18 protein-coding genes are annotated in these 22684 nt (G+C 72.0%); 3 read left to right on the top strand and 15 right to left on the bottom strand.

The window, feature by feature from the left end; genetic code table 11:
- The first annotated feature begins 77 nt into the window (after window positions 1–77).
- The gene (locus AB0G74_RS26765; protein ID WP_361150973.1) at window positions 78–1307 is read left to right on the top strand and encodes a DUF349 domain-containing protein; all 1230 of its coding nucleotides are present in this window, start codon (window positions 78–80) and stop codon (window positions 1305–1307) included.
- Between the two features lie 228 nt (window positions 1308–1535).
- Here the strand turns inward: AB0G74_RS26765 and AB0G74_RS26760 are convergent, their stop codons facing one another.
- The 15 genes from AB0G74_RS26760 to pgsA form a co-directional block, all read right to left on the bottom strand.
- Entirely contained in the window at window positions 1536–4079 is a 2544-nt protein-coding gene (locus tag AB0G74_RS26760; protein WP_358824883.1) for a RelA/SpoT family protein, read from the bottom strand.
- A 170-nt stretch (window positions 4080–4249) separates the two neighbouring features.
- On the bottom strand, window positions 4250–4801 hold the full coding sequence (locus AB0G74_RS26755; RefSeq protein ID WP_361150970.1) for an adenine phosphoribosyltransferase: 552 nt from the start codon (window positions 4799–4801) through the stop codon (window positions 4250–4252).
- A complete protein-coding gene (gene secF / locus AB0G74_RS26750) occupies window positions 4798–5928 on the bottom strand; it encodes a protein translocase subunit SecF (protein ID WP_361151049.1) in 1131 nt (376 codons plus the stop codon). The genes AB0G74_RS26755 and secF overlap by 4 nt, the downstream gene beginning before the upstream one ends.
- Before the next feature lie 2 nt (window positions 5929–5930).
- Window positions 5931–7730 carry a protein translocase subunit SecD gene (secD, locus tag AB0G74_RS26745; RefSeq protein WP_361150967.1) on the bottom strand — a complete coding sequence of 600 codons (1800 nt, stop codon included), beginning with the start codon at window positions 7728–7730 and terminating at the stop codon, window positions 5931–5933.
- A gap of 144 nt (window positions 7731–7874) precedes the next feature.
- On the bottom strand, window positions 7875–8423 hold the full coding sequence (yajC, locus tag AB0G74_RS26740; protein ID WP_361150965.1) for a preprotein translocase subunit YajC: 549 nt from the start codon (window positions 8421–8423) through the stop codon (window positions 7875–7877).
- Between the two features lie 167 nt (window positions 8424–8590).
- The gene (gene ruvB / locus AB0G74_RS26735; RefSeq protein WP_361150962.1) at window positions 8591–9700 is read right to left on the bottom strand and encodes a Holliday junction branch migration DNA helicase RuvB; all 1110 of its coding nucleotides are present in this window, start codon (window positions 9698–9700) and stop codon (window positions 8591–8593) included.
- A 110-nt stretch (window positions 9701–9810) separates the two neighbouring features.
- A complete protein-coding gene (ruvA, locus tag AB0G74_RS26730) occupies window positions 9811–10422 on the bottom strand; it encodes a Holliday junction branch migration protein RuvA (protein ID WP_361150960.1) in 612 nt (203 codons plus the stop codon).
- Complete coding sequence (gene ruvC, locus AB0G74_RS26725) at window positions 10419–10973, bottom strand: crossover junction endodeoxyribonuclease RuvC (RefSeq protein WP_361150958.1); 555 nt, start codon at window positions 10971–10973, stop codon at window positions 10419–10421. The genes ruvA and ruvC overlap by 4 nt, the downstream gene beginning before the upstream one ends.
- A gap of 157 nt (window positions 10974–11130) precedes the next feature.
- A complete protein-coding gene (locus AB0G74_RS26720) occupies window positions 11131–11883 on the bottom strand; it encodes a YebC/PmpR family DNA-binding transcriptional regulator (protein WP_358824890.1) in 753 nt (250 codons plus the stop codon).
- Between the two features lie 76 nt (window positions 11884–11959).
- A complete protein-coding gene (gene pdxT, locus AB0G74_RS26715) occupies window positions 11960–12547 on the bottom strand; it encodes a pyridoxal 5'-phosphate synthase glutaminase subunit PdxT (protein WP_361150954.1) in 588 nt (195 codons plus the stop codon).
- Window positions 12547–13467, bottom strand: coding sequence for a pyridoxal 5'-phosphate synthase lyase subunit PdxS (gene pdxS, locus AB0G74_RS26710; protein WP_361150952.1), 921 nt, complete (start codon window positions 13465–13467; stop codon window positions 12547–12549). Before pdxS ends, pdxT begins: the two co-directional genes overlap by 1 nt.
- 206 nt (window positions 13468–13673) lie before the next feature.
- The gene (locus AB0G74_RS26705) at window positions 13674–14219 is read right to left on the bottom strand and encodes a hypothetical protein (RefSeq protein ID WP_361150950.1); all 546 of its coding nucleotides are present in this window, start codon (window positions 14217–14219) and stop codon (window positions 13674–13676) included.
- A gap of 448 nt (window positions 14220–14667) precedes the next feature.
- Complete coding sequence (locus AB0G74_RS26700) at window positions 14668–15852, bottom strand: glycosyltransferase family 4 protein (protein ID WP_361150948.1); 1185 nt, start codon at window positions 15850–15852, stop codon at window positions 14668–14670.
- Entirely contained in the window at window positions 15849–16877 is a 1029-nt protein-coding gene (locus AB0G74_RS26695) for a phosphatidylinositol mannoside acyltransferase (RefSeq protein ID WP_361150946.1), read from the bottom strand. The genes AB0G74_RS26700 and AB0G74_RS26695 overlap by 4 nt, the downstream gene beginning before the upstream one ends.
- Window positions 16874–17542: a phosphatidylinositol phosphate synthase gene (gene pgsA, locus AB0G74_RS26690; protein ID WP_361150944.1), complete on the bottom strand. Its 669-nt coding sequence runs from the start codon at window positions 17540–17542 to the stop codon at window positions 16874–16876. Before pgsA ends, AB0G74_RS26695 begins: the two co-directional genes overlap by 4 nt.
- Before the next feature lie 393 nt (window positions 17543–17935).
- Here pgsA and AB0G74_RS26685 point away from each other — a divergent pair, with 393 nt between their 5' ends.
- On the top strand, window positions 17936–20170 hold the full coding sequence (locus AB0G74_RS26685) for an elongation factor G-like protein EF-G2 (protein ID WP_361150942.1): 2235 nt from the start codon (window positions 17936–17938) through the stop codon (window positions 20168–20170).
- 773 nt (window positions 20171–20943) lie between these two features.
- Complete coding sequence (locus AB0G74_RS26680; protein WP_361150940.1) at window positions 20944–22596, top strand: hypothetical protein; 1653 nt, start codon at window positions 20944–20946, stop codon at window positions 22594–22596.
- Window positions 22597–22684 lie beyond the last annotated feature (88 nt).

Here is a 22684-nt window from a genome sequence, read left to right as displayed (position 1 = left end):
GCGGGCGCGGCTCGCCCCTGGAAACTGTGGACGATGCCCGGGGTGACCCTCGGTGGGCATCAGGTGGAGGAGGCGCTGTGAGCAGCGACCCGTGGGGCCGTGTCGACGAGACGGGCACCGTGTACGTGCGTACAGCCGACGGCGAGCAGGTCGTCGGATCGTGGCAGGCCGGGACCCCCGAGGAGGCCCTCGCCTATTTCGAGCGCAAGTACGAGGGCCTGGTGGTCGAGATCGGTCTCCTCGAGAAGCGGGTGAAGACCACCGACCTGTCGGCCAAGGACGCTCAGACCGCCATCGACCATCTGCGGGAGCAGGTGTCGGAGCACCACGCGGTGGGTGACCTGGCGGCGCTGGGCAAGCGGCTCGACGTCCTCGTCGAGTCCGTGGAGCGGCGGCGCGAGGAGCGCAAGGTCCAGCGCGCCAAGCAGCACGACGAGGCCCGCAAGGCCAAGGAGGACCTGGTCACCGAGGCCGAGGAGCTGGCGCGCAGCGAGCAGTGGCGCTCGGCGGGCGAGCGGCTGCGGGCCCTGGTCGACACCTGGAAGGGCCTGCCCCGGCTCGACCGCAAGTCCGACGACGAGCTGTGGCACCGCTTCTCGCACGCCCGCTCGGCCTTCTCCAAGCGTCGCAAGGCGCACTTCGCGTCCCTCGACGCCCAGCGCGAGGACGCCCGCAAGGCCAAGGAGAAGCTGGTCACCGAGGCGGAGTCGCTCTCCCACTCGACCGACTGGGGAGCCACGGCGGCCCGCTACCGGGAGCTGATGGCCGACTGGAAGGCGGCCGGCCGGGCGCAGCGCGAGGCCGAGGACGATCTGTGGAACCGCTTCCGCGGCGCGCAGGACGTCTTCTTCGCCGCCCGCAGTGGGGCGTTCGCGGAGCGGGACGCCGAGCAGACGGAGAATCTGAAGCTCAAGGAGGAGCTGGCGGCCGAGGCGGAGAAGCTGCTGCCGGTCACGGACCTCAAGGCCGCGCGGGCCGCGTTCCGCGGGATCAACGAGCGCTGGGAGGCCGTCGGCCATGTGCCGAGGGACGCCCGGTCCCGGATCGAGGGCCGGATGCACGCCGTGGAGCGGGCCATCCAGGAGTCCGAGGAGAACGAGTGGCGCCGGACCAACCCCGAGGCGCGGGCGCGTGCCGCGGGGCTGACCGGCCAGCTCCAGGCCGCGGTGGACAAGCTCCGGGACCAGATCGACACGGCGAGGGCGGCGGGCAACAACGCGCGCGCCGACAAGCTCACCAAGGAGCTGGAGGGCCGCCAGGCGCTCCTGGACCAGGCCCTCAAGGGCCTCCAGGAGTTCGGCGGCTGACGCTCCCGATCCCTCTCAAGGCCCTCGCCCTCCCGGGCGGGGGCCTCGGTCTTTCCGAAGCGCCTCGCCCCGGGTGGGTGGTTGCCCTGCTGGGGCACGCTTGCCCGGTGCCGCGTCGGGCAGGGCGTCCGGGGGCGCGGGGAACTGCGCGAGCAACCGCCCGCCGGGGCGCGGGCGGCATACGACGCGAGCCCCTACGGCGGTACGGCCCCGGACCCGAGCCGGAGGCTACGGGCGGCGCGCGGACGTGACCCGGTAGACGTCGTAGACGCCCTCCACGCCGCGGACCGCCTTGAGGACGTGGCCCAGGTGCTTCGGGTCGCCCATCTCGAAGGTGAAGCGGGAGGTCGCGACCCGGTCGCGGGAGGTCTGGACCGCCGCCGACAGGATGTTGACGTGCTGGTCCGACAGGACCCGGGTGACGTCGGAGAGCAGCCGGGACCGGTCCAGCGCCTCGACCTGGATGGCGACCAGGAAGACCGAGGACTGGGTGGGTGCCCATTCGACTTCGAGGATCCGCTCGGGCTGCTGCGACAGGGAGTCGACGTTCACACAGTCGGCCCGGTGGACGGAGACGCCGCTGCCCCGGGTGACGAAGCCGATGATGGGGTCGCCCGGTACCGGCGTACAGCAGCGGGCCAGCTTCACCCAGACGTCCTCGACGCCCTTGACGACGACCCCGGGGTCGGCGTTGGAGCGCCGCTTGCCCCGCTTGGAGCGCGACGGCGGCGCGGACTCGGCGATGTCCTCGTTGGCGGCTTCCTCGCCGCCGAGCGCGGCGACCAGTTTCTGGACAACGCCCTGCGCGGCGACATGGCCCTCGCCGATGGCCGCGTACAGCGACGAGATGTCGGGGTAGCGCATCTCGTGCGCGAGGGTCACCAGGGAGTCCCCGGTGAGGATCCGCTGGATGGGGAGGTTCTGCTTCCGCATGGCCCGGACGATCGCGTCCTTGCCCTGTTCGATCGCCTCGTCGCGGCGTTCCTTGGAGAACCAGGCCCGGATCTTGTTACGGGCCCGGGGCGATTTGACGAAGCCCAGCCAGTCGCGGGACGGTCCGGCGCCCTCGGCTTTGGAGGTGAAGACCTCCACGAGGTCGCCGTTGTCGAGGGTCGACTCCAGCGGGACGAGCCGGCCGTTGACCCGGGCCCCTATGGTGCGGTGGCCGACCTCGGTATGGACGGCGTAGGCGAAGTCGACGGGGGTGGCGCTGGCGGGCAGCGCTATGACGTCGCCCTTGGGCGTGAAGACGAAGACCTCGTTGCGGGAGAGGTCGAACCGGAGGGACTCCAGGAACTCCGAGGGGTCCTCGGTCTCCTTCTGCCAGTCCAGCAGCTGGCGCAGCCACGCCATGTCGTTGAGGTGGTCGTCCTTGCCGGTCTTCTTCGGTACGTCGGTCCGTACCTTGGACGCCCCGGCGACGGCCTCCTGCTTGTACTTCCAGTGGGCGGCGATGCCGTACTCCGCCCGCCGGTGCATGTCGAAGGTACGGATCTGGAGTTCGACGGGCTTGCCGTTGGGTCCGATCACCGTCGTATGCAGCGACTGGTACATATTGAACTTCGGCATCGCGATGTAGTCCTTGAACCGGCCGGGGACCGGATTCCATCGCGCGTGGACCGTACCGAGCGCCGCGTAGCAGTCGCGGACCGTGTCGACCAGGACCCGGATGCCGACCAGGTCGTAGATCTCGGCGAAGTCCCGGCCGCGGACGATCATCTTCTGGTAGACGCTGTAGTAGTGCTTGGGGCGGCCGGTGACGGTCGCCTTGATCCGGGCGGCCCGCAGATCGGACTGCACCTCGTCGGTCACTATGGCGAGGTACTCGTCCCGCTTGGGGGCGCGCTCGGCGACCAGCCGGACGATCTCGTCGTACATCTTGGGGTAGAGGATCGCGAAGGCGAGGTCCTCCAGCTCCCACTTGATGGTGTTCATCCCCAGCCGGTGGGCCAGCGGGGCGTAGATCTCCAGCGTCTCGCGGGCCTTCTTCTCCTGCTTCTCCCGCTTGAGATAGCGCATGGTGCGCATGTTGTGCAGCCGGTCGGCGAGCTTGATCACCAGGACCCGGGGGTCCTTCGCCATGGCGACGACCATCTTGCGGACGGTCTCGGCCTGGGCGGCCTCGCCGAACTTCACCTTGTCCAGCTTGGTGACGCCGTCGACGAGCAGGGCGACCTGGTCGCCGAAGTCCCGGCGCAGGGTGTCGAGCCCGTACTCGGTGTCCTCGACCGTGTCGTGCAGCAGCCCGGCCATCAGGGTCGCCGGGTCCATCCCCAGCTCGGCCAGGATGGTGGTGACGGCCAGTGGATGGGTGATGTACGGATCGCCGCTCTTGCGCTTCTGGCCCCGGTGCCAGCGCTCGGCGACCTGGTACGCCTTCTCGATCTGGCGGAGCGTGGCGGTCTCGATCTTGGGGTCGTTGCCCCGGACGATCCGCAGCAGCGGCTCCAGGACCGGGTTGTACGGCGAGGACCGCTGGACGCCGAGCCGGGCGAGCCGGGCCCGGACCCGGTTGGAGGAGCCGCCGGAGCGGGGCGACGAGGCGGGTGGCGGCGCGGGCCGGTTCGCGGGCGCGGGGCCGCGGCGCCCGGTCTGGGGCGCGGCGGCGCGGACCGCGGCCGAACCCGGGGCGGCCGGATTCGGACCGCCGCGGGCGGGCGTGTTCCGCCCGGGGCGCCCTTCGGGCGTCGGCTCGGGCGTGGCGGACGCCGCCGGGGCCCGGTCGGCCTTCGGGCCGGGCTGTGCGGTGGCGGGACGGGCCTCGTCTGGCAAGAGCGCTCCTCGTGCGGTCCGGGTCCCCCGGGACTGGTCCGGAGAGCCCATCGTATCCACCCGGCCGATGCTATGCCCCCGAGGCCGAAAACAGACCCCCGAGGCCCGGCATTCCCGGGCCTCGGGGGTCTGGTGCGAACACGGTGCGCCACGGTGGGCGCCGGATCCGGTCAGAGGGCGAGCAGCGACTCCACCGGAGCACCGCCGAGTACCGGTTCCAGCCGGTCACGGCCGCCGAGGAAGCCCAGCTCCATCAGGACGGCGACCCCCGCGACCCGGGCCCCGCCGCGGCGGATCAGCTCCGCCGCGGCACCCGCCGTGCCTCCGGTGGCCAGTACGTCGTCGATGACCATGACCCGGTCGTCCGGGCGCAGGTCCTCGGCGTGGATCTCGATCTCGGCGCTGCCGTATTCGAGGTCGTACGCCTGGGAGAGCGTCGCGCCCGGCAGCTTGCCCGCCTTGCGGACCGGGACGAAGCCCAGTCCGGCCCGGACCGCGACCGGGGCCGCGAGGATGAAGCCCCGGGCCTCCAGGCCGACGACCTTGGTCGCGCCGTGCCGCAGGCACAGCTCGGTCAGGGCGTCGGTGAGGGCGGTGAAGGCGGCCGGGTCCGCGAGCAGCGGGGTGATGTCCTTGAACACCACTCCGGGCTGCGGATAGTCGTTCACATCGCGGATCCGGCTGAGCAGCAGCTCCCGGACGTCACCGGGCGCGGTGGTCATCGCCGCCTGCCCGACGACCGGCCCCGGCCGCGCTGTCCGACCACTGCGGACGGTCCCGTGCTGGCCGCCGCGGTGTCACCGGCATCCTCGTTCCGCGGGTCGTCGTCCGCGCCGGTCCCGTCGGAGCCGCCGTCGGCCGCGCTCTCGTCGGGCTCCGTCTCGCCCTTGGCCCGCTTGGCGAGGACCCGCTTGCGCAGGGCCTTCATCTGCGGGTCGCGCTCCTTGAGGTCGGCGACCAGCGGGGTCGCGATGAAGATCGAGGAGTACGCGCCGGCCGCGAGGCCGACGAAGAGCGAGAGCGAGATGTCGTTGAGCATGCCCGCGCCGAGGACGCCGCCACCGATGAAGAGGAGGCCGGCGACCGGGAGCAGGGCCACGACGGTGGTGTTGATCGAACGGACCAGGGTGCCGTTGAGGCTGCGGTTGGCCAGCTCGCTGTAGGTGTAGCGGTTCTGCTTGGTGATCCCCTTCGCCCCCTCCTTGAGACCGTCGAAGACGACGACGGTGTCGTAGAGGGAGTAACCGAGGATGGTGAGGAGACCGATCACCGTACCGGGAGTGACCTCGAAGCCGACGAGGGCGTAGACACCGACGGTGATGGTCAGGTCGTGGATCAAGGCGATCAGCGCGGCGACCGCCATTCTCCATTCGAAGGCGATCGCCAGATAGATCACCACGAGGACCATGAAGATGGCCAGACCGGTCCATGCCTTGTTGGCGATCTGCTTGCCCCAGCTGGGGCCGACCAGTTCGGCGCCGAGCTTGTCGGCGTCGATCTTCAGATCGCGGGCCAGATCGCTCTTGACCTGGGCGGCCTGGTCGGTGTTGAGCTGGGCGACCTGGATCCGGAGGGTGTCGTTGCCGAGCTTCTGGACGATCGCGGGGTGGCCGGACGCCTCCTCCGCGTACTCGCGGGCGTCGGCGACGGACACCTTCGTGCTCGGGGTGGTGAAGACGGCACCGCCCTTGAACTCGATACCCATGTTGAGGCCGCGGATCGCGACCCCGGCGATGGCCGCGATGGTGATCAGGATCGAGACGCCGTACCAGAACTTGCGGTGGCGGACGAAGTCGTAGCCGATCTCGCCGCGGTAGAGCCTGGCGCCGATAGTGCCGAGACGCGACATGCTCACGCCTCCTTCGGGTCGGTGGGGGCGGTGAGGCGGCGGGAGCGGCGCAGCGGCGGCTTGGCGCCGAGGCGCTCCGGGTCGAGCCCGGACCACGGGTGTCCGCCGCCGAAGAACTTGGTCCGCGCCAGCACGGTCATCAGCGGCTTGGTGAAGAGGAAGACCACGACGACGTCGAGCAGGGTGGTCAGGCCGAGGGTGAAGGCGAAGCCCTGCACCTTGCCGACGGTGACGAAGAAGAGCACCGCGGCGGCCAGGAAGGAGACGAAGTCGGAGACGAGGATCGTGCGGCGGGCGCGCGGCCAGCCGCGTTCCACGGCGGGCTGCAGGGTGCGGCCCTCGCGGATCTCGTCCCTTATCCGTTCGAAGTAGACGATGAACGAGTCCGCGGTGATACCGATGGCCACGATGGCACCGCAGACGGCCGGGAGGTTCAGCGCGAAGCCGATGGCCGGGCCGAGCAGCGACATCAGGGAGTAGGTGAGGACCGCGGAGACACCCAGGCTGAGGATGGCGATCAGCGACAGGCCGCGGTAGTAGACCACCAGGTAGATGATGACGAGCGCGAGGCCGATGGCGCCCGCGATCAGACCGGCCCGCAGCTGCTCGCCGCCGAGGGCGGCGCTGACGGTGTCGACGCTCTGCTCCTCGAAGCTGAGCGGCAGGGCACCGTAGGAGAGGATGTTGCCCAGGTTCTGGGCGGACTCCTGGTTGAAGCTGCCGGAGATCTCGGCGTTGGCGCTGAGGGTGGTCTCGACGCTGGGGGCGGACATCACCTCACCGTCGAGCACGATCGCGAACTGGTTCAGCGGCGGCTGCTGCTGGGAGAGCTTGCCGGTGATCTTCTCGAACTTCTTCGAGCCGGACTTGGTGAAGTCCATGGTGACGATCCACATGCCGCGCTGGGGGTCCAGCTGGCCCTTGGCCTCGTCGACGTCCTTGCCGTCCACCTCGGCCGGGCCGAGGATGTACTTCTCCCACTGCTTGGCGCTGTTCTTACCGCAGGCGACGATCGTGTTCTCGGGCTTCACGTTCTCGCTGACGGCGGCGCGGGCCTTGGGGTCCTCGCAGTTCAGCGTGGCGAAGCGCTGCTCCAGATCGGCGGCGGCCGGGTCCGGGGTCTGTCCGTCCGCGGGCTTCTCGGCGTGCTTGTCCGCCGGCTTGTCGGCAGGCTTGCCGGAAGCGTCCGGGGAGCCGGAGGTGCCGGGGGACGGCGCCTTGAGGCCGTCGGTGACGGCCCGGCCCTGCGCGGTGGCGGAGCCGCTGGGCTTGGTGGAGGACTCGGCCTTGTCGCCGTCGGCCTTCTCACCGGCGGGCTTGCCCTTGTCGCCGGTACCGGCGGAGGCGGAGCCGCTCGGCTTGGGCTGCGGGGTCTGCGGCGCGGCCGGGCCACCGGCGGCGACGTTCAGCACCGGACGGAAGTAGAGCTGAGCGGTCGTACCGACCTGCTTACGAGCCTCCTCGGCGTCGGTCCCCTTGGGGATGTTGACGACGATATTGGACTCGCCCTGCGTCTGGACCTCGGCTTCGGAGACACCGAGACCGTTGACGCGGCGCTCGATGATGCCGACCGCCGTGTTCATATTGGTCTCGTTGACGGCGCTTTCCTTGCCGGGCTCCGCCTTCGCCTTCAGCGTGATCGACGTACCGCCCGCGAGGTCGATGCCCAGCCGGGGCGTGGTGTGCCCGGACCAGAACATGCCACCGGCGAGCGCGGCCATGGCGATCATGATGAAGACCAGGGTGCGGACCGGCCTCCCCTGAGCCCCCGCGGGCCTTCGGCCCCTCTTCGGTGCTGCCACCTTCTCGTTTCTCCCTGTCCAACCGTCCCGGGCCGGGTATGCGCCGGAGCGGCCACGAAGTGTAGTGGGGCCCAGCCCCCGCAGAAGTCAACACGATCACGGGACCGCCGGGCACCCTCTTGTGCCCGGCGGTCCCGGTGATGGCTACTTCTCGCCGTCGGCCTTGGCGTCCTTGGACGGTGCGGCGTCCTCGGGCTCGTCCGAGGCGGCCTCGGCGGCACCGGCGTCCTTGCCGGTGGCGTCGTCGGCCTTCTTGCCGAGGTCGATCTTGCCCTCGGGCTTCTCCCCGGACTTCTCCCCGGCCGCCTGCTTCGGCTGCTCGGCCTGCTCGCCCTTCTCGGCCTGCTCGTCTGCGGGCTCCGTCAGCGACGAGGCGTCGTCCGGGACGGCCGGAAGCTCCTCGGCGGGCTCGTCACCGTGGACGATGTGGTTGTACTCCTCGTCCGAGAGGACCGCGCCGATGGCGTTCTTGGCGTAGACCGCGTAGACCCCGGGAGCGACCTCGAGCAGCACGGTGTCGTCGTGGAGCTCCTTGACGGTGGCGTACATGCCGCCGATCGTCCGCACCCCGGTGCCGGGCTGCATGGAGTCGCGCATCTCCGCCGCCTGCTGCTGCTTCTTCTTGGCGGAGCGGGTCATCAGGAACATGGCCCCGATGAGCACGATGAAGGGGAGGAAGGTCAGGAGACTCACGGGAAGAAACTTCCTTCACACGACCGCACAGCGTGAGGCGGCCTATCTACGGGGGTGGGCGCGCCGACCTGGGAAGGGCGGCATCGGCGGAGTCTAGGCGAGTCCGCGGCAATGGAACAACGCCCAGCATCCCACCGTAGTTCCTGGCAGCGGGAGTATCCGCGCCGTCACGCCCCGAACAAGCCCTGTTGTCCGCTTGCGCCCGGTGCCTGCGCGGGCGGGGTGAGCCCGAGATGCGCCCATGCCGCGGGGGTGGCGATCCGGCCGCGGGGCGTACGGGCCAGCAGACCCTCCCGGACCAGGAAGGGCTCGGCGACCTCCTCGACGGTCTCCCGCTCCTCCCCCACGGCCACCGCCAGGGTGGAGAGCCCCACCGGGCCGCCGCCGAAGAGCTTGAGCAGGGCGCCCAGCACGGCCCGGTCCAGCCGGTCCAGGCCGCGGCCGTCGACCTCGTACACCCCGAGGGCGGCGGCGGCGATCGTACGGGTGATCACGCCGTCGGCCTTGACCTGCGCGTAGTCCCTGACCCGGCGCAGCAGCCGGTTCGCGATCCGGGGCGTGCCCCGGGAGCGCCCGGCGATCTCGGCCGCGCCTTCGGTGTCGATCTCGACATCGAGCAACTGGGCCGAACGGTGGACGACCCGTTCCAGTTCGGCGGGGTCGTAGAACTCCATATGGGCGGTGAAGCCGAAACGGTCCCGGAGCGGGGGCGGCAGCAGTCCGGCCCGGGTGGTGGCGCCGACCAGGGTGAAGGGCGGCAGTTCCAGCGGAATGGCGGTGGCGCCGGGGCCCTTGCCGACGATCACGTCGACCCGGAAGTCCTCCATCGCCATGTAGAGCATCTCCTCGGCGGGCCGGGACATCCGGTGGATCTCGTCGAGGAAGAGGACCTCGCCCTCCTGGAGCGACGACAGTATCGCCGCGAGATCCCCGGCGTGCTGGATGGCCGGGCCCGAGGTGATCCGGATGGGGGCCTGCATCTCGGCCGCGATGATCATGGAGAGGGTGGTCTTCCCCAGGCCGGGGGCGCCCGACAGGAGGACGTGGTCGGCGGTGGCGCCCCGGGCCCTGGCGGCCGTCAGCACCAGGTCGAGCTGTTCGCGGACCCGCTCCTGGCCGACGAACTCGTCCAGCGACTTGGGCCGCAGGGCGGCCTCGACCGCCTGGTCCTCCCCGTCGGCGGCGCCGCCGACGAGCCGTCCGTCGGCCGCCGGGTCCGGATCGGCGGGGGGCGCGTACTCCCGGTCGTCGTCGGCGGGGCTGTCGTACCGGTTCACAGGGTGTGTGCCTCGTGTCGTCGGGCGGCCGTGGGCCGCGATGGGGTCGTCGTCCCGTGGTGGGCGGGTGACCTGCCCGGACGCTCCGGCCGGGGTTCGGCCGGGGTGGGTCACCGGGTGCGGTTGAGGGTCTGGAGCGCCGCCTTCAGCAGCGCGCCCACCGCGGGCCGGTCCCCGGCGGCCTCGGCCTGGGGGGTGACGGCGGCGACCGCGTCGTCGGCCTCCCGGGTCGCGTACCCCAGGCCGATCAGGGCGGCGTGCAGCTGATCGCGCCAGGCGGGCTCGGCGGTGGCGACGGGGGCCGCGCCGACCGGGCCGAGCGGGGCGCCGAGCCGGTCCTTCAGCTCCAGCAGCAGCTTCTGGGCGCCCTTCTTGCCGATCCCGGGGACGGCGGTCAGCGCCTTCTCGTCGCCGGTGGCCACCGCGCGCCGCAGGGCGTCGGGCCGGTGCACGGCGAGCATGGCCTGGGCGAGCCGGGGGCCGACCCCGCTGGCGGTCTGGAGCAGCTCGAACACCTGCCGCTCGTCGTCGTCGGCGAAGCCGTAGAGGGTGAGGGAGTCCTCCCGGACGACGAGGGACGTGGCGAGCGCGGCCTGCTCGCCGACCCGGAGCCGGGAGAGCGTGTCGGGGGTGCACTGGAGGGCCATGCCGACCCCGCCGACCTCGACCACCGCGGTGGTGGGGGCGAGCGCGGCGACCTCGCCGCGGACAAAGGCGATCATGCGGTACGGCCTTTCGGGGGTCGGGCTGACGGGGCGGGGGGCCGGTGACGGGCGACGGCCTCCTGGAGGCGGTTCTGCGCCGGGCTGCGCCAGATATGGCAGATGGCGAGCGCCAGTGCGTCGGCGGCGTCCGCGGGTTTCGGCGGGGCCGCGAGCCGCAGCAGCCGGGTCACCATCGCGCCGACCTGGGCCTTGTCGGCCCGTCCCGATCCGGTGACGGCGGCCTTGACCTCACTCGGGGTGTGCAGGACGACGGGGATGCCGCGGCGGGCGGCGCAGAGCATGGCGACGGCGCTGGCCTGGGCGGTGCCCATCACCGTACGCACATTGTGCTGGCTGAAGACCCGCTCGACGGCGACGCGCTCCGGGCGGTACTCGTCGAGCCAGCTCTCGATGCCCTCCTCGACGGCGACCAGCCGGCGGGCGAGGTCGGCGTCGGGCGAGGTCCGTACGACACCCACGCCGACCATGGTCAGCGGGCGGCCCGCCACCCCGTCCACCACCCCGACACCGCACCGGGTCAGCCCCGGGTCGACCCCCAGCACACGCACGCCGCCGCCCCTCCTTCGGTCATCTGTTTGTGCAGGTTATCCGGCGCCACCGACAACGGACGCGAACGAGGGCGGGCCGAAGGGTGTTTCTCCCTTCGGCCCGCCCTCGTTCGGCGAACCGGTACGGCGACCGGACCGACCCGGGTCGGCGGTCCGATCAGGCGTCGACCTTCTCCATGATCTCGTCGGAGACGTCGAAGTTGGCGAAGACGTTCTGGACGTCGTCGCTGTCCTCCAGCGCGTCGATCAGCTTGAAGATCTTCCGCGCGCCGTCCTCGTCCAGCTCGACCTGCATGGTCGGGACGAAGTTGGCCTCGGCGGAGTCGTAGTCGATGCCCTGCTCCTGAAGCGCCGTACGGACCGCGACCAGGTCGGTGGCCTCGCTCAGCACCTCGAAGGACTCACCGAGGTCGTTGACCTCCTCGGCGCCCGCGTCCAGCACCGCGCCGAGCACGTCGTCCTCGGACAGCTCGCCCTTGGGGACGATCACGACGCCCTTGCGGTTGAAGAGGTACGAGACGGAGCCCGGGTCGGCCATCGAACCGCCGTTACGGGTCATGGCGACCCGGACGTCGGAGGCGGCACGGTTGCGGTTGTCGGTCAGACACTCGATGAGCACCGCGACACCGTTGGGGCCGTAGCCCTCGTACATGATCGTCTCGTAGTCCGCGCCGCCCGCCTCCAGGCCGGCGCCGCGCTTGAGCGCGGAGTCGATGTTCTTGTTCGGCACCGACTGCTTCTTGGCCTTCTGGATGGCGTCGAAGAGGGTCGGGTTGCCCTCGATGTCGGCGCCGCCCATCCGGGCCGCGACCTCGATGTTCTTGATGAGCTTCGCGAAGAGTTTGCCGCGCTTGGCGTCGATCACGGCCTTCTTGTGCTTCGTCGTAGCCCATTTAGAGTGGCCGGACATCTGCCTGTCTCCTTCGCGTTACCCAGTGCTGCCGCGTTACCGCTGTGCTCGGACCGCCGATCCTACCGGGACGGAGTCACCCGGCCGCGCGCACCATGGCGACGAACAGGCCGTGCACCCGGTGATCGCCGGTCAGCTCCGGATGGAACGAGGTCGCCAGCGCGTTGCCCTGGCGTACGGCGACGATATGACCACCGTACTCGGCGACGATCTCGACATCCGCGCCGACGGACTCCACCCAGGGCGCCCGGATGAAGACACCGTCCACCGGCCCTTCGATCCCGGCGACGTCGACCGCCGCCTCGAAGGACTCGTTCTGACGGCCGAAGGCGTTCCGGCGGACGATCATGTCGATCCCGCCGACGGTCTCCTGGCCCGACCTCGGGTCGAGGATCTTGTCCGCGAGCATGATCAGCCCGGCGCAGGTGCCGTAGACGGGCAGTCCGGCCCGGACCCGCTCGCGCAGCGGCTCCATCACCCCGAAGAGGGTGGCCAGCTTGGACATCGTGGTGGACTCGCCGCCGGGGATCACCAGGCCGTCGAGCCCGGCCAGTTCCTCCGGCCGCCGGACCGGCCTGGCCGTGGCGTCCGCCGCGGCCAGGGCGATCAGATGCTCCCGTACGTCGCCCTGGAGGGCGAGCACACCGATCAGCGGAGCGGTCACTACCAGCCCCGGTTCGCGTAGCGCTCGGCCTCGGGCAGGGTGTCGCAGTTGATGCCCACCATGGCCTCGCCCAGGTTCCGGGAGGCGTCCGCGACGATCTTCGGGTCGTCGTAGAAGGTGGTCGCCTTGACGATCGCGGCGGCCCGCTTCGCCGGGTCGCCGGACTTGAAGATGCCCGAACCGACGAAGACGCCCTCGGCACCGAGCTGACGCATCAGCGCCGCGTCGGCGGGGGTGGCGACACCACCGGCGGAGAACAGCACCACGGGCAGCTTGCCCAGCTCGGCGACCTCCTTGACCAGCTCGTACGGGGCGCGCAGCTCCTTGGCGGCGGCGAACAGCTCATTGTGGTCGTAGCCGCGGAGCCGGGCGATCTCGTTCTTGATCTGGCGCAGATGACGGACGGCCTCGACGACATTGCCGGTACCGGCCTCGCCCTTGGAGCGGATCATCGCCGCGCCCTCGGCGATCCGGCGCAGGGCCTCGCCCAGGTTGGTGGCGCCGCAGACGAACGGGGTGGTGAAGGCCCACTTGTCGGAGTGGTTGACCTCGTCCGCCGGGGTCAGCACCTCCGACTCGTCGATGTAGTCGACACCGAGGGACTGGAGTACCTGGGCCTCGACGAAGTGCCCGATCCGGGACTTGGCCATCACCGGGATGGAGACCGCCTCGATGATCTCCTCGATCATGTTCGGGTCGGACATCCGGGCCACCCCGCCGTCCTTGCGGATGTCGGCGGGCACCCTTTCGAGGGCCATGACGGCGACGGCGCCCGCGTCCTCGGCGATCTTCGCCTGCTCGGCGTTGACCACGTCCATGATGACGCCGCCCTTGAGCTGCTCGGCCATGCCGCGCTTGACGCGGGCGGTACCGGTCGCGGGAGCGTCGGACTGCGGGGTGCTGGGGAGCGTGCTGGACACGGGGACCTCACTCGAAGACGGTTGCTGCGAAGTGCGACCGGGGGCGGCTGCGCAACCGATGGAACAGCCACGCACCGGGCCGCGACAAGGGCCAATGAACAGCCGGTGGATCGTTTTCGCTGCTCACCGGGGTGGCCGGAGGGCATCGGCATGGCCGATCCCGTACGAGTGGCCCCCGCGCCGCTCCGTCGGCTCCGCCCGCTCCGTCAGCTGCCGGGCCGGTCCGCGAGCGCCGTCGGCGGGGTGTCGTCCATCTCGAACGCGAGCGGGAACGGGGCGTGTCCGGCCAGCCGGAACCAGCGCACCTTGCGATGCCGACGGAGGGCGCGGGCCGCGCGTACGGCGTCGTTGTGGAACCGCCGCGCCATCGGGACCCGGCGTACCGACTGGGCCAGCTCCGTCGCAGCCTCGTCCCCGCCGGGCACCTCACGGACCGCCTCCACCTGGGCGGGCTCCTCGAACACCGCCCGCAGCGCGGCGCTCAACTCGCTCTCCGCGACCTCCCGCTGGTCCTCCTCCGCCTGGCGGGCGGCGTGCGCGGCCTCGTAGAGGACGATCGAGGCGGCGGGATCGAGCACCCCGGACGTCGCCAGCTCCTGCGTCACCGACGCGCGGCGCAGCAACTGCGCGTCGAGCGCGGCGCGGGCGGCGTCGATCCGGGTGTGCAGACGGTCGAGCCGCCCGGCGGTCCAACTGAGATAGAGCCCGACGGCGACGAGCGCGACGAGAATCCAAATGAGCGTTACGGTCACGCTGCGCTAGCTTACGGGGACGAGGCCCCGGGGGCCCCGCGCCCGCGAGCGCCTCGGCCTACGCCCCGGCGCGAAGGGAGTGATCCTTCCGGGATGGTGCGCAGTTGCTCGCGCGGTTCCGCCCCCTGTGCCTTCGGCAAGGGGGGCCCAGCGCCTCGGCCCTCCACGGCGCCGCGCCAAGACCCGGGCCGCACCCGGTGGCCTGGTGTTCTTCGCGGTCCGCACCACCGTCGTGGCTGGTCGCGCGGTTCCGCACGGCCCTGGTTGCCCGACTGCCCGGACTTGGCAAGTGGCGGGCAGCCAAGGCTTTTAGGGGCGCGGGGAACCGCGCGGGCAACCAGCCGCGGCGCGGCGCCCGGCCGACGGCGGAAGCGACCACGGCGAGAACCCCCGGGTGGGTCCGGTGGCCGGAAGAGGTGCGGCGCGCCGGGGAAGCAGGCGGGAACCCTCAGCGGGAGGCGACCCGGCGGGAGAGGCCCAGGCGGGTGCGGAGCCCCGGGCGGTCGTCCGTCGCGACCGACGCCGCGCCCGCCGTCACCGTCTCGTAGACGCCGAGGATGTCCGCCCCGACCGTCGACCAGTCGAACCGCCGGACGTGCGCGAGGCCGCGTTCCCGCAGCTCCGCGCGGCGCTTCTCGTCGCCGAGCAGCCGGATCGCCGCGGCGGCCAGCGCGTCGGGGTCCTCGTTGGCGAAGAGTTCGCCCGCCGCGCCCTGGTCGAGTACCTGGGTGAAGGCGTCGAGGTCGCTGGCGAGGACCGGCGCGCCCGCCGACATCGCCTCGACGAGGATGATCCCGAAGCTCTCGCCGCCGGTGTTGGGCGCCACGTAGACGTCGACGCTCCGCAGCAGCCGGGCCTTGTCCTCGTCGCTGACCATGCCGAGGAACTCGACCCGGGAGCGGATCTCGCGGGGCAGTGACGCCACCGCCTCCTCCTCGTCGCCGCGTCCGGCGACCAGCAGCCGGGTGCCGGGGCGGGCTTCGAGGATCGCGGGGAGCGCCTTCATCAGGACGGGGAGGCCCTTGCGGGGTTCGTCGATCCGGCCGATGAAGCCGAGGACGCCGCCGTCGGGGCCGCCCTGCCATTCGGGCCGGGGTTCGGCACGTTCGAAGAAGGAGACGTCGACCCCGTTGGGGATGGTGACGGCGTCGCCGCCGAGGTGTTCGACCAGGGTGCGGCGGGCGTACTCGCTGACCGCGATCCGCGCGCTGATCTTCTCCAGGGCGGGCTGGAGGATCGGATACGCCGCGATCATGGCGCGGGAGCGGGGGTTGGAGGTGTGGAAGGTGGCCACGATCGGGCCCTGCGCGGCCCAGCAGGCGAGCAGTCCCAGCGACGGCGAGGTGGGTTCGTGGATATGGATCACGTCGAATGTGCCGTCGTGGAGCCAGCGGCGGACCCGGGCGGCCGACAGGAAGCCGAAGTTGAGCCGGGCCACGGAGCCGTTGTACGGGACGGGGACGGCCCGCCCGGCGGAGACGACGTACGGCGGGAGCGGGGTGTCGTCGTCGGCGGGGGCGAGTACGGAGACCTCGTGGCCGAGCCGGATGAGGTGTTCGGCCAGGTCGCGGATGTGGAACTGGACGCCGCCCGGGACGTCCCAGGAGTACGGGCAGACGATGCCGATCCTCATGCCGCACCGCCGTCCCGCGGGGCCACCGGGTCCGTGGCGCCGGTGCCGCGGGCGGGGCCGGGCAGCCCGGAGGCACCCGGTCCGCCGGAGGCGTCCGGCTTCCCGGCCGTCGGGCGCGGCTCCAGGTCCGCGACCCACAGGCGTTGCAGCATGTGCCAGTCCTCCGGATGTTCGGCGATCCCCGCGGCGTAGACGTCCGCCAGGGCCTGTGTCATGGCGGACGTCTTCTCGGCCCGGGTGCCCGAGCCGGGCACCTCGACCGGCGGGTGGACCCGGCCGTGCATCGCGGTGTCGTTCTCGTACCAGAGCGTCACCGGGAGCAGCAGGGCCCCGGTCTGCTGGGCGAGCAGCGCCGGGCCCGCGGGCATCCGCGCGGTCTCGCCGAAGTGGTCGACGCCGATGCCGGAGGAGGACAGATCGCGGTCGGCGACGAGACAGACCAGGCCGCCGTCGCGCAGCCGCCGGGCGAGGGTGCCGAAGGCGGAGCCGCCCGCGTGCGGCAGGACCTCCATGCCGAGGCTCTGCCGGTAGGCGACGAAGCGGTCGTAGAGGGATTCCGGCTTCAGCCGTTCGGCGACCGTGGTGAAGGGGGTTTCGAGGACGCGGGTGACCCAGACGCCCGCGAGGTCCCAGTTGGCCAGGTGCGGCAGGGCGAGGATGACGCCCCGGTCGGAGGCGATGCCGTCGGTCAGCCGGTGCACGTCGTGGATGAAGACGCTGCGGCGGACCTTCTCGGTGCTCCACGCGGGCAGCCGGAAGGACTCCATCCAGTACCGCATGTACGACCGCATCCCGGCCTTCGACAGTTCGGCCAGCCGCTCGGGCCCGGCGTCCGGGACGACCCGGGCCAGATTGGACTCGAGCCGGAGGACACCGGGGCCGCGCCGCCGCCACGCGGTGTCGGCGATGGTCCGGCCGAGCCGGGCGGCGACGGGCTCGGGGAGTTTCTTCACGGCGCCCCAGCCGAGTCCGTACATCCCGTCCACGAGCCGTTCGCGCGCGGTGACGGGGGCGGCTCCGCTCATGCGGTCTCGGCTCCCTCGCCGGTGTCGCGGGCCGCCGCGTCCGCCTCGGCGGACTCCCGGCGGACGGTCACCACGCGCTGGCCGAGGGTGACGGCGCTGCCGACGGCGACGATCCAGAGGGCGATCGGCAGCAGGATCTCGATCCCGGGGACCCCGAAGGCGCCGAGTCCGGCGAGTCCGGCGGCGACCAGGGAGATCACCAGCCGCTCGGCCCGTTCGACCAGGCCGTTGACGGCCACGGGCAGTCCGATGGCCTCGCCGCGCGCCTTCGTGTACGACACGACCTGGCCGCTGGCCAGGCAGAAGATCGCCACGGCGCAGAGGACGTTGTCGTCGCCCCGGCCCGCGTACCAGAGGGCGAAGCCGCCGAAGATCGCGCTGTCGGCGACCCGGTCCAGGGTGGAGTCGAGGAAGGCGCCCCAGCGGCTGGAGATCCCGGCCTGGCGGGCCATATTGCCGTCGACCAGGTCGGAGAAGACGAAGAGGGTGATGACGATCGTGCCCCAGAAGAACTCGCCGCGCGGGAAGAAGACCAGCGCGCCCGCGACTACTCCGGCCGTGCCGATCAGGGTGACCGCGTCCGGGCTCACCCCTCGGCGGAGGAGAAACGCGGCGAACGGGGTGAGGACACGCGTGAAGAATGCACGCGCGTACTTGTTCAGCATGGCCTTCCCGGGGTTCGGTTCCGCCGCGCGGCCCCGACGGCCACCGGCCGCCCCATCGTAGCCACGACCGGAGCCCCGTACCGGCCGGGCACCCGGGCCGAGGTCCCGGGCCCCTCCCGTACGCCCCCGCCGGACGGCGGGCCGGGGGCCGGGAGGAGGGACGGCGGCGCGCGACGTATGGACGTCCCCTGGTGTCGGTGGAAAGCTCGAAGGACGACCTCGGGCACCGCGGAGCGGCTTCCTCCGACCCTCTCCCGAACCCTTACGGCCCCGTTCGCCGCCCCGCCCGCGGCCCGGCATCCCCCTCTTCCCCGCAGGCCCCGCCAGGACACCACCGAAGACGGCGTATCGCGATTTCGACGCATCGTTCCGATCGATCGGGAGGCAGGATTCATGGGCGACAAGGCGAACAACCACCCCGGAGCCGCCGGACGGGCGACTACGGCCGACCGGCCCTCTTCGGTGCGGAACGTGGTGCTGGTCGGCCACAGCGGTTCGGGAAAGACGACTCTGGTCGAGGCGCTGGCGCTGGCCACCGGGGCGGTGAACCGGGCGGGCCGGGTCGAGGACGGCGGCACGATCTCCGACTACGACGAGATCGAGCACCGCCAGCAGCGTTCGGTACAGCTCTCGCTGGTCCCGCTGGAGTGGGACGGCTACAAGATCAATCTGCTGGACACCCCGGGTTACGCGGATTTCGTCGGTGAGCTGCGGGCCGGGTTGCGCGCGGCGGACGCGGCGCTCTTCGTGGTCTCGGCGGCGCAGGAGCCGGGCGCGATCGGCGGGTCGACCAGGGCGGTGTGGGACGAGTGCGCGGCGGTGGGCATGCCGCGGGCGATCGTCGTCACCCATCTGGAGACCGCGCGGGCCGGGTACGAGGAGCTGACCCGGGTGCTCGCGGAGCTGTTCGGCGGCGACGACCCCGATGCCGTACTGCCGCTGTATCTGCCGCAGTACGGGGAGCCGGGGCCCGACGGGCACACCCCGACCACGGGTCTGGTCGGCCTGCTGACCCGGAAGATCTACGACTACTCCGGCGGGCGGCGGGCCGAGGTGCCACCCGGGCCGGAGCAGGAGCCGCTGATCGAGGACGCCCGCAACCGGCTGATCGAGGGGATCATCGCCGAGAGCGAGGACGAGACCCTGATGGACCGGTATCTCGCCGGGGAGGACATCGACGTCAAGACGCTGATCGACGATCTGGAGAAGGCGGTGGCCCGGGGCACCTTCCATCCGGTGGTGGCGGCGGCGCCCGCCGCCGACGGAGCCAGGGAGGGCATCGGCACGGTCGAGCTGCTGGAGCTGATCACCCGGGGCTTCCCGACACCGCTGGAGACCGAGTGTCCCCGGGTGACGTCGCCGCGGGGCGCGGAGCGGCCGCGTCCGGTCTGCGACCCGGAGGGGCCGCTGGTGGCGGAGGTCGTCAAGACGTCGTCGGATCCCTATGTGGGCCGGATCTCCCTCGTCCGGGTCTTCTCCGGCACCCTGCGGCCCGACGCCCCGGTCCATGTGTCGGGGATCTGCGGGCACGGCGCCGACGGCCGGGGCCGGGAGCCGGAGGATCTGCACGAGGCGGACGAGCGGGTCGGCGCGCTCTCCGTCCCGTTCGGCAAGCAGCAGCGGCCGCTGCCCCGGGCCATCGCAGGCGATCTGGCGTGTGTGGCGAAGCTGGGCCGGGCGGAGACCGGTGACACGCTCTCCGGCCGGGACGATCCGCTGCTGATGGAGCCCTGGCGGATGCCGGACCCGCTGCTGCCGCTGGCCGTACGGGCGCACGGCAAGGCCGACGAGGACAAGCTGTCGCAGGGGCTGAACAGGCTGGTGGCGGAGGATCCGGCGATGCGGCTCGAACAGAACCAGGACACCCGGCAGCTGGTGCTGTGGTGTCTGGGCGAGGCGCACGCGGATGTAGCGCTGGAGCGGCTGCGGACCCGCTACGGCGTCGAGGTGGACGTGATCCCGCACCGAGTCGCCCTGCGGGAGACGTTCGGCGGTTCCTCGTCGGGCCGGGGCCGCCATGTGAAGCAGTCGGGCGGGCACGGGCAGTACGCGATCTGCGAAATCGACGTGGAGCCGCTGCCCGCCGGGTCCGGGATCGAGTTCGTCGACAAGGTGGTGGGCGGTGCCGTACCGCGCCAGTTCGTCCCGTCGGTGGAGAAGGGGATCAGGACCCAGGCGGCGCGCGGGGTGGCGGCCGGATATCCGCTGGTCGACATCCGGGTGACCCTGCGCGACGGCAAGGCGCATTCGGTGGACTCGTCGGACGCGGCGTTCCAGACCGCGGGCGCGCTGGCCCTGCGGGAGGCGGCGGCGGACGCCCGGATCCATCTGCTGGAGCCGGTGGCCGAAGTGGCCGTCCTGGTCGCGGACGAGTACGTCGGGCCGGTGATGAGCGATCTGTCGGGGCGGCGCGGCCGGGTCGTCGGCACGGAGCAGTCCGCCGGGGGCAGGACGCTGGTCAGGGCCGAGGTGCCGGAGATCGAGATCGGGCGGTACGCGGTCGATCTGCGGTCGGTCTCGCACGGTACGGGCCGGTTCAGCCGCTCGTACGCCCGGCACGAGCCGATGCCGCAGCAGATCGCGGACCGGCTGCGGGCGGAGACCGGCGAACCGGCCCCGGCCAAGTAGCGCCCGGCGCCGCCCGGCCGCGCGCGTGGCCCGGGCGGCGCCGCCTCGGGTGGCCGGACGGTCCTCCGTACGCGCCGCCCCGGCCGTACGGCCCGAGCCGCGAGCGGCCGACCAGGCGGCCCGGCGACCCGCAAGGGCTCCGGGCGGACCCGGCAGGACGACGGGACGGATGAACCGGACACCGCCGGTTCGCGCACCCGGCATCGGGCCGCCCGCCGCGCCACCGGGTACGGGACCCGGCGCCCGGCGGAACCCTTAGGGGTACGGGGCCGGAGGCCGTACCCCGGGCGCCCTCCGGCCGGGTTTGCGGGCCGTCGCGCCGTACGGAATCCGGCTCCGCCCGCCGGGACGGCGTACGGCGGGCGGTACGTCACCGGAGCCGGATCCGGCCCGGGGCGCGCGAGGCATCGTGCGCCCCGGGTGCGCGCCGTGCGGACGGCGCGCGGCGGCGGCTCCGTACCGTGACACGGGCGCGCTCCCCGCCTGCGCGCCCCCGGGGAGCTGGCACGATCCCCCGGCAGCGCGCCGGGCAGCCGTCCGGCGGCGGTGGGCCGCCGGGCGTGCGCCCGGTGGCCCCCGGGGCGCACCGGGCGGCCTCCGCCGCCGCCCGGCGGCTCCGGCGGACGGATCCGGCCGATTCCGCGCTCCCGTGACGAAGCGCCTACGCCCCGGATACGCTGAGGTGCCCAGTTCAGCAGGTGTGCGGATCAGGGCAGTTGGGAAAAGGCCGCAGCAGAGCGGCAGGCGGCGGCGACCGGGCGTTGGGGGCGGTAGTGGCGGACGGATTCGATTTCTCACCGGGGGCGCAGATCCCCATCCAGGGTTCGGCCGGGCAGACGGCCGCGACGAGCGCCCTGGCGTCGGCGGCGTACCGCGACAGCCCGGTCGAGCAGATCCTCGACGCCAACAACGAGTGGCACAAGTCGGAGGTGAAGAAGGGGCGGATCTCCCTCTTCGAACCGAACCTCGGGGAGGCGTTCTCCCGGGCGGTGCAGGTCCGTACGCTCGGCGGCGGGCGCGGCGCGCTGATCCAGTCCTTCGGCACCGACGCCCGGACGATCGTGGAGCACTGTCTGGCGGCGAGCGGGCTCCGCAAGGAGCGCGACACCAAGCTGACGATCATCACGGCCGTCTTCGGGCTGCTCTTCCTGCCCGGGATGCTGCTGTGGATGGGCGTCTTCCAGCTCCGCAGGACCATGGCCGGGGCGCAGGACAAGCGGGCGGGCACGCTGGGCACGGCGCTGCTGGTGCTGATCGGGCTGGCGGCCGTGGTGCTGCTGATCAAGCTGCCGGTGACCGGGATACTCGGCTGGTACGTCCGGGGCGCCATCGTCGCCCCCGTGGTGGGCTGGTTCCTGGCCAAGCGGATCTGCGAGCAGTCGGCCGTCGACATGCGCGCCCGCTGGGACGGGCTGCTGTCGGGCGGCGGGATCGCGGCGAAGGTGCCCGAGGCCGTACCGGGCAACCCGAACGAGACGGCCCGTGAGGAGTTGCGCCAGGGGCTGGAGAAGCTCTCCGCCGAGCAGCAGGCCAACTCGGTCTTCTACGCGGGCCCCAAGGGGATACTCGGCATGGGCACCCGCTGGGGCAGCTGGCAGATGGCCGAGGAGCTGGTCCCCAAGGAGGCGGGCAAGGAGATCAACCAGTTCCGCAGCTGGGACGTGATACGGGCGATCCACGACCGGCTGAAGCTGCTGGAACGCGGTCCGCTGAACTCGGGCGGCTTCCCCACGCCGTCGGTGAAGCACTGGATCGTCACCCCGGTCGCCGAGGGCGCGGGCGGGGTGTCCCGGCCGGACGGCCAGGACGTGGAGGCGTTCCAGGTCAAGCCGCACGAGATACAGCGGATCTGCAACCACGACCAGTTCGGCAGCGGCAACCGGCACTATCTCGGAGTGCAGTTCACGCTCTGGGACGGCCAGCTGGTGATCACCATGATGATCACGGTGACGGTGCTCCACGAGACGCTGCGGGTGGAGGTCACCGGTCACGCGCTGGGCCCGGTGCACGGTCTGTTCACCACCAAGTCGTCGCCCAAGACCAAGACCGTGAGCAAGACGATCCGGTTCTGGGAAACCCGGGACATCAGCCTGCCGCTGGTGGAGGCCAGGGAAGTGGTCCGGCTCGCGGTCCGCGCGCCCCTCACCTGGTATCCGCCGCTGCTGGAGTACTTCGGCGGCAAGCTGGTCCTGCCGGAGCCCTTCGGGCTGCGGCACGCCTGGGCGGAGCAGCCGTGGCGGCACCGGTTCATGGCGGACGACGCGATGCGCGCGGCGACCCCGGTCCTGCGGGTGGCGCACGCGGCGGCGCTGAAGGTGCTGGAGGAGAACGGCGTGGACACCGAGCGCTTCGCCGGCCGGTCCATGGCGGTCAGCGGCGCGGTCCAGGACCCGGCGCCGAAGAAGGCCGATCTGTACGACGCCTGATCCGTACGACCGCACACACAGGGCGGGCGGCGAGTTCGTCGCTCCCGGCGGAACCGGCGGCCACGGCGGTACGGCCACCGGAGGCACC

It is taken from the genome of Streptomyces sp. NPDC020875 (genome assembly GCF_040641415.1).
Taxonomy (GTDB): Bacteria; Actinomycetota; Actinomycetes; order Streptomycetales; family Streptomycetaceae; genus Streptomyces.
Note: the sequence above shows the minus strand (reverse complement) of the source record. Positions and strands in the feature narration are given on the sequence as shown.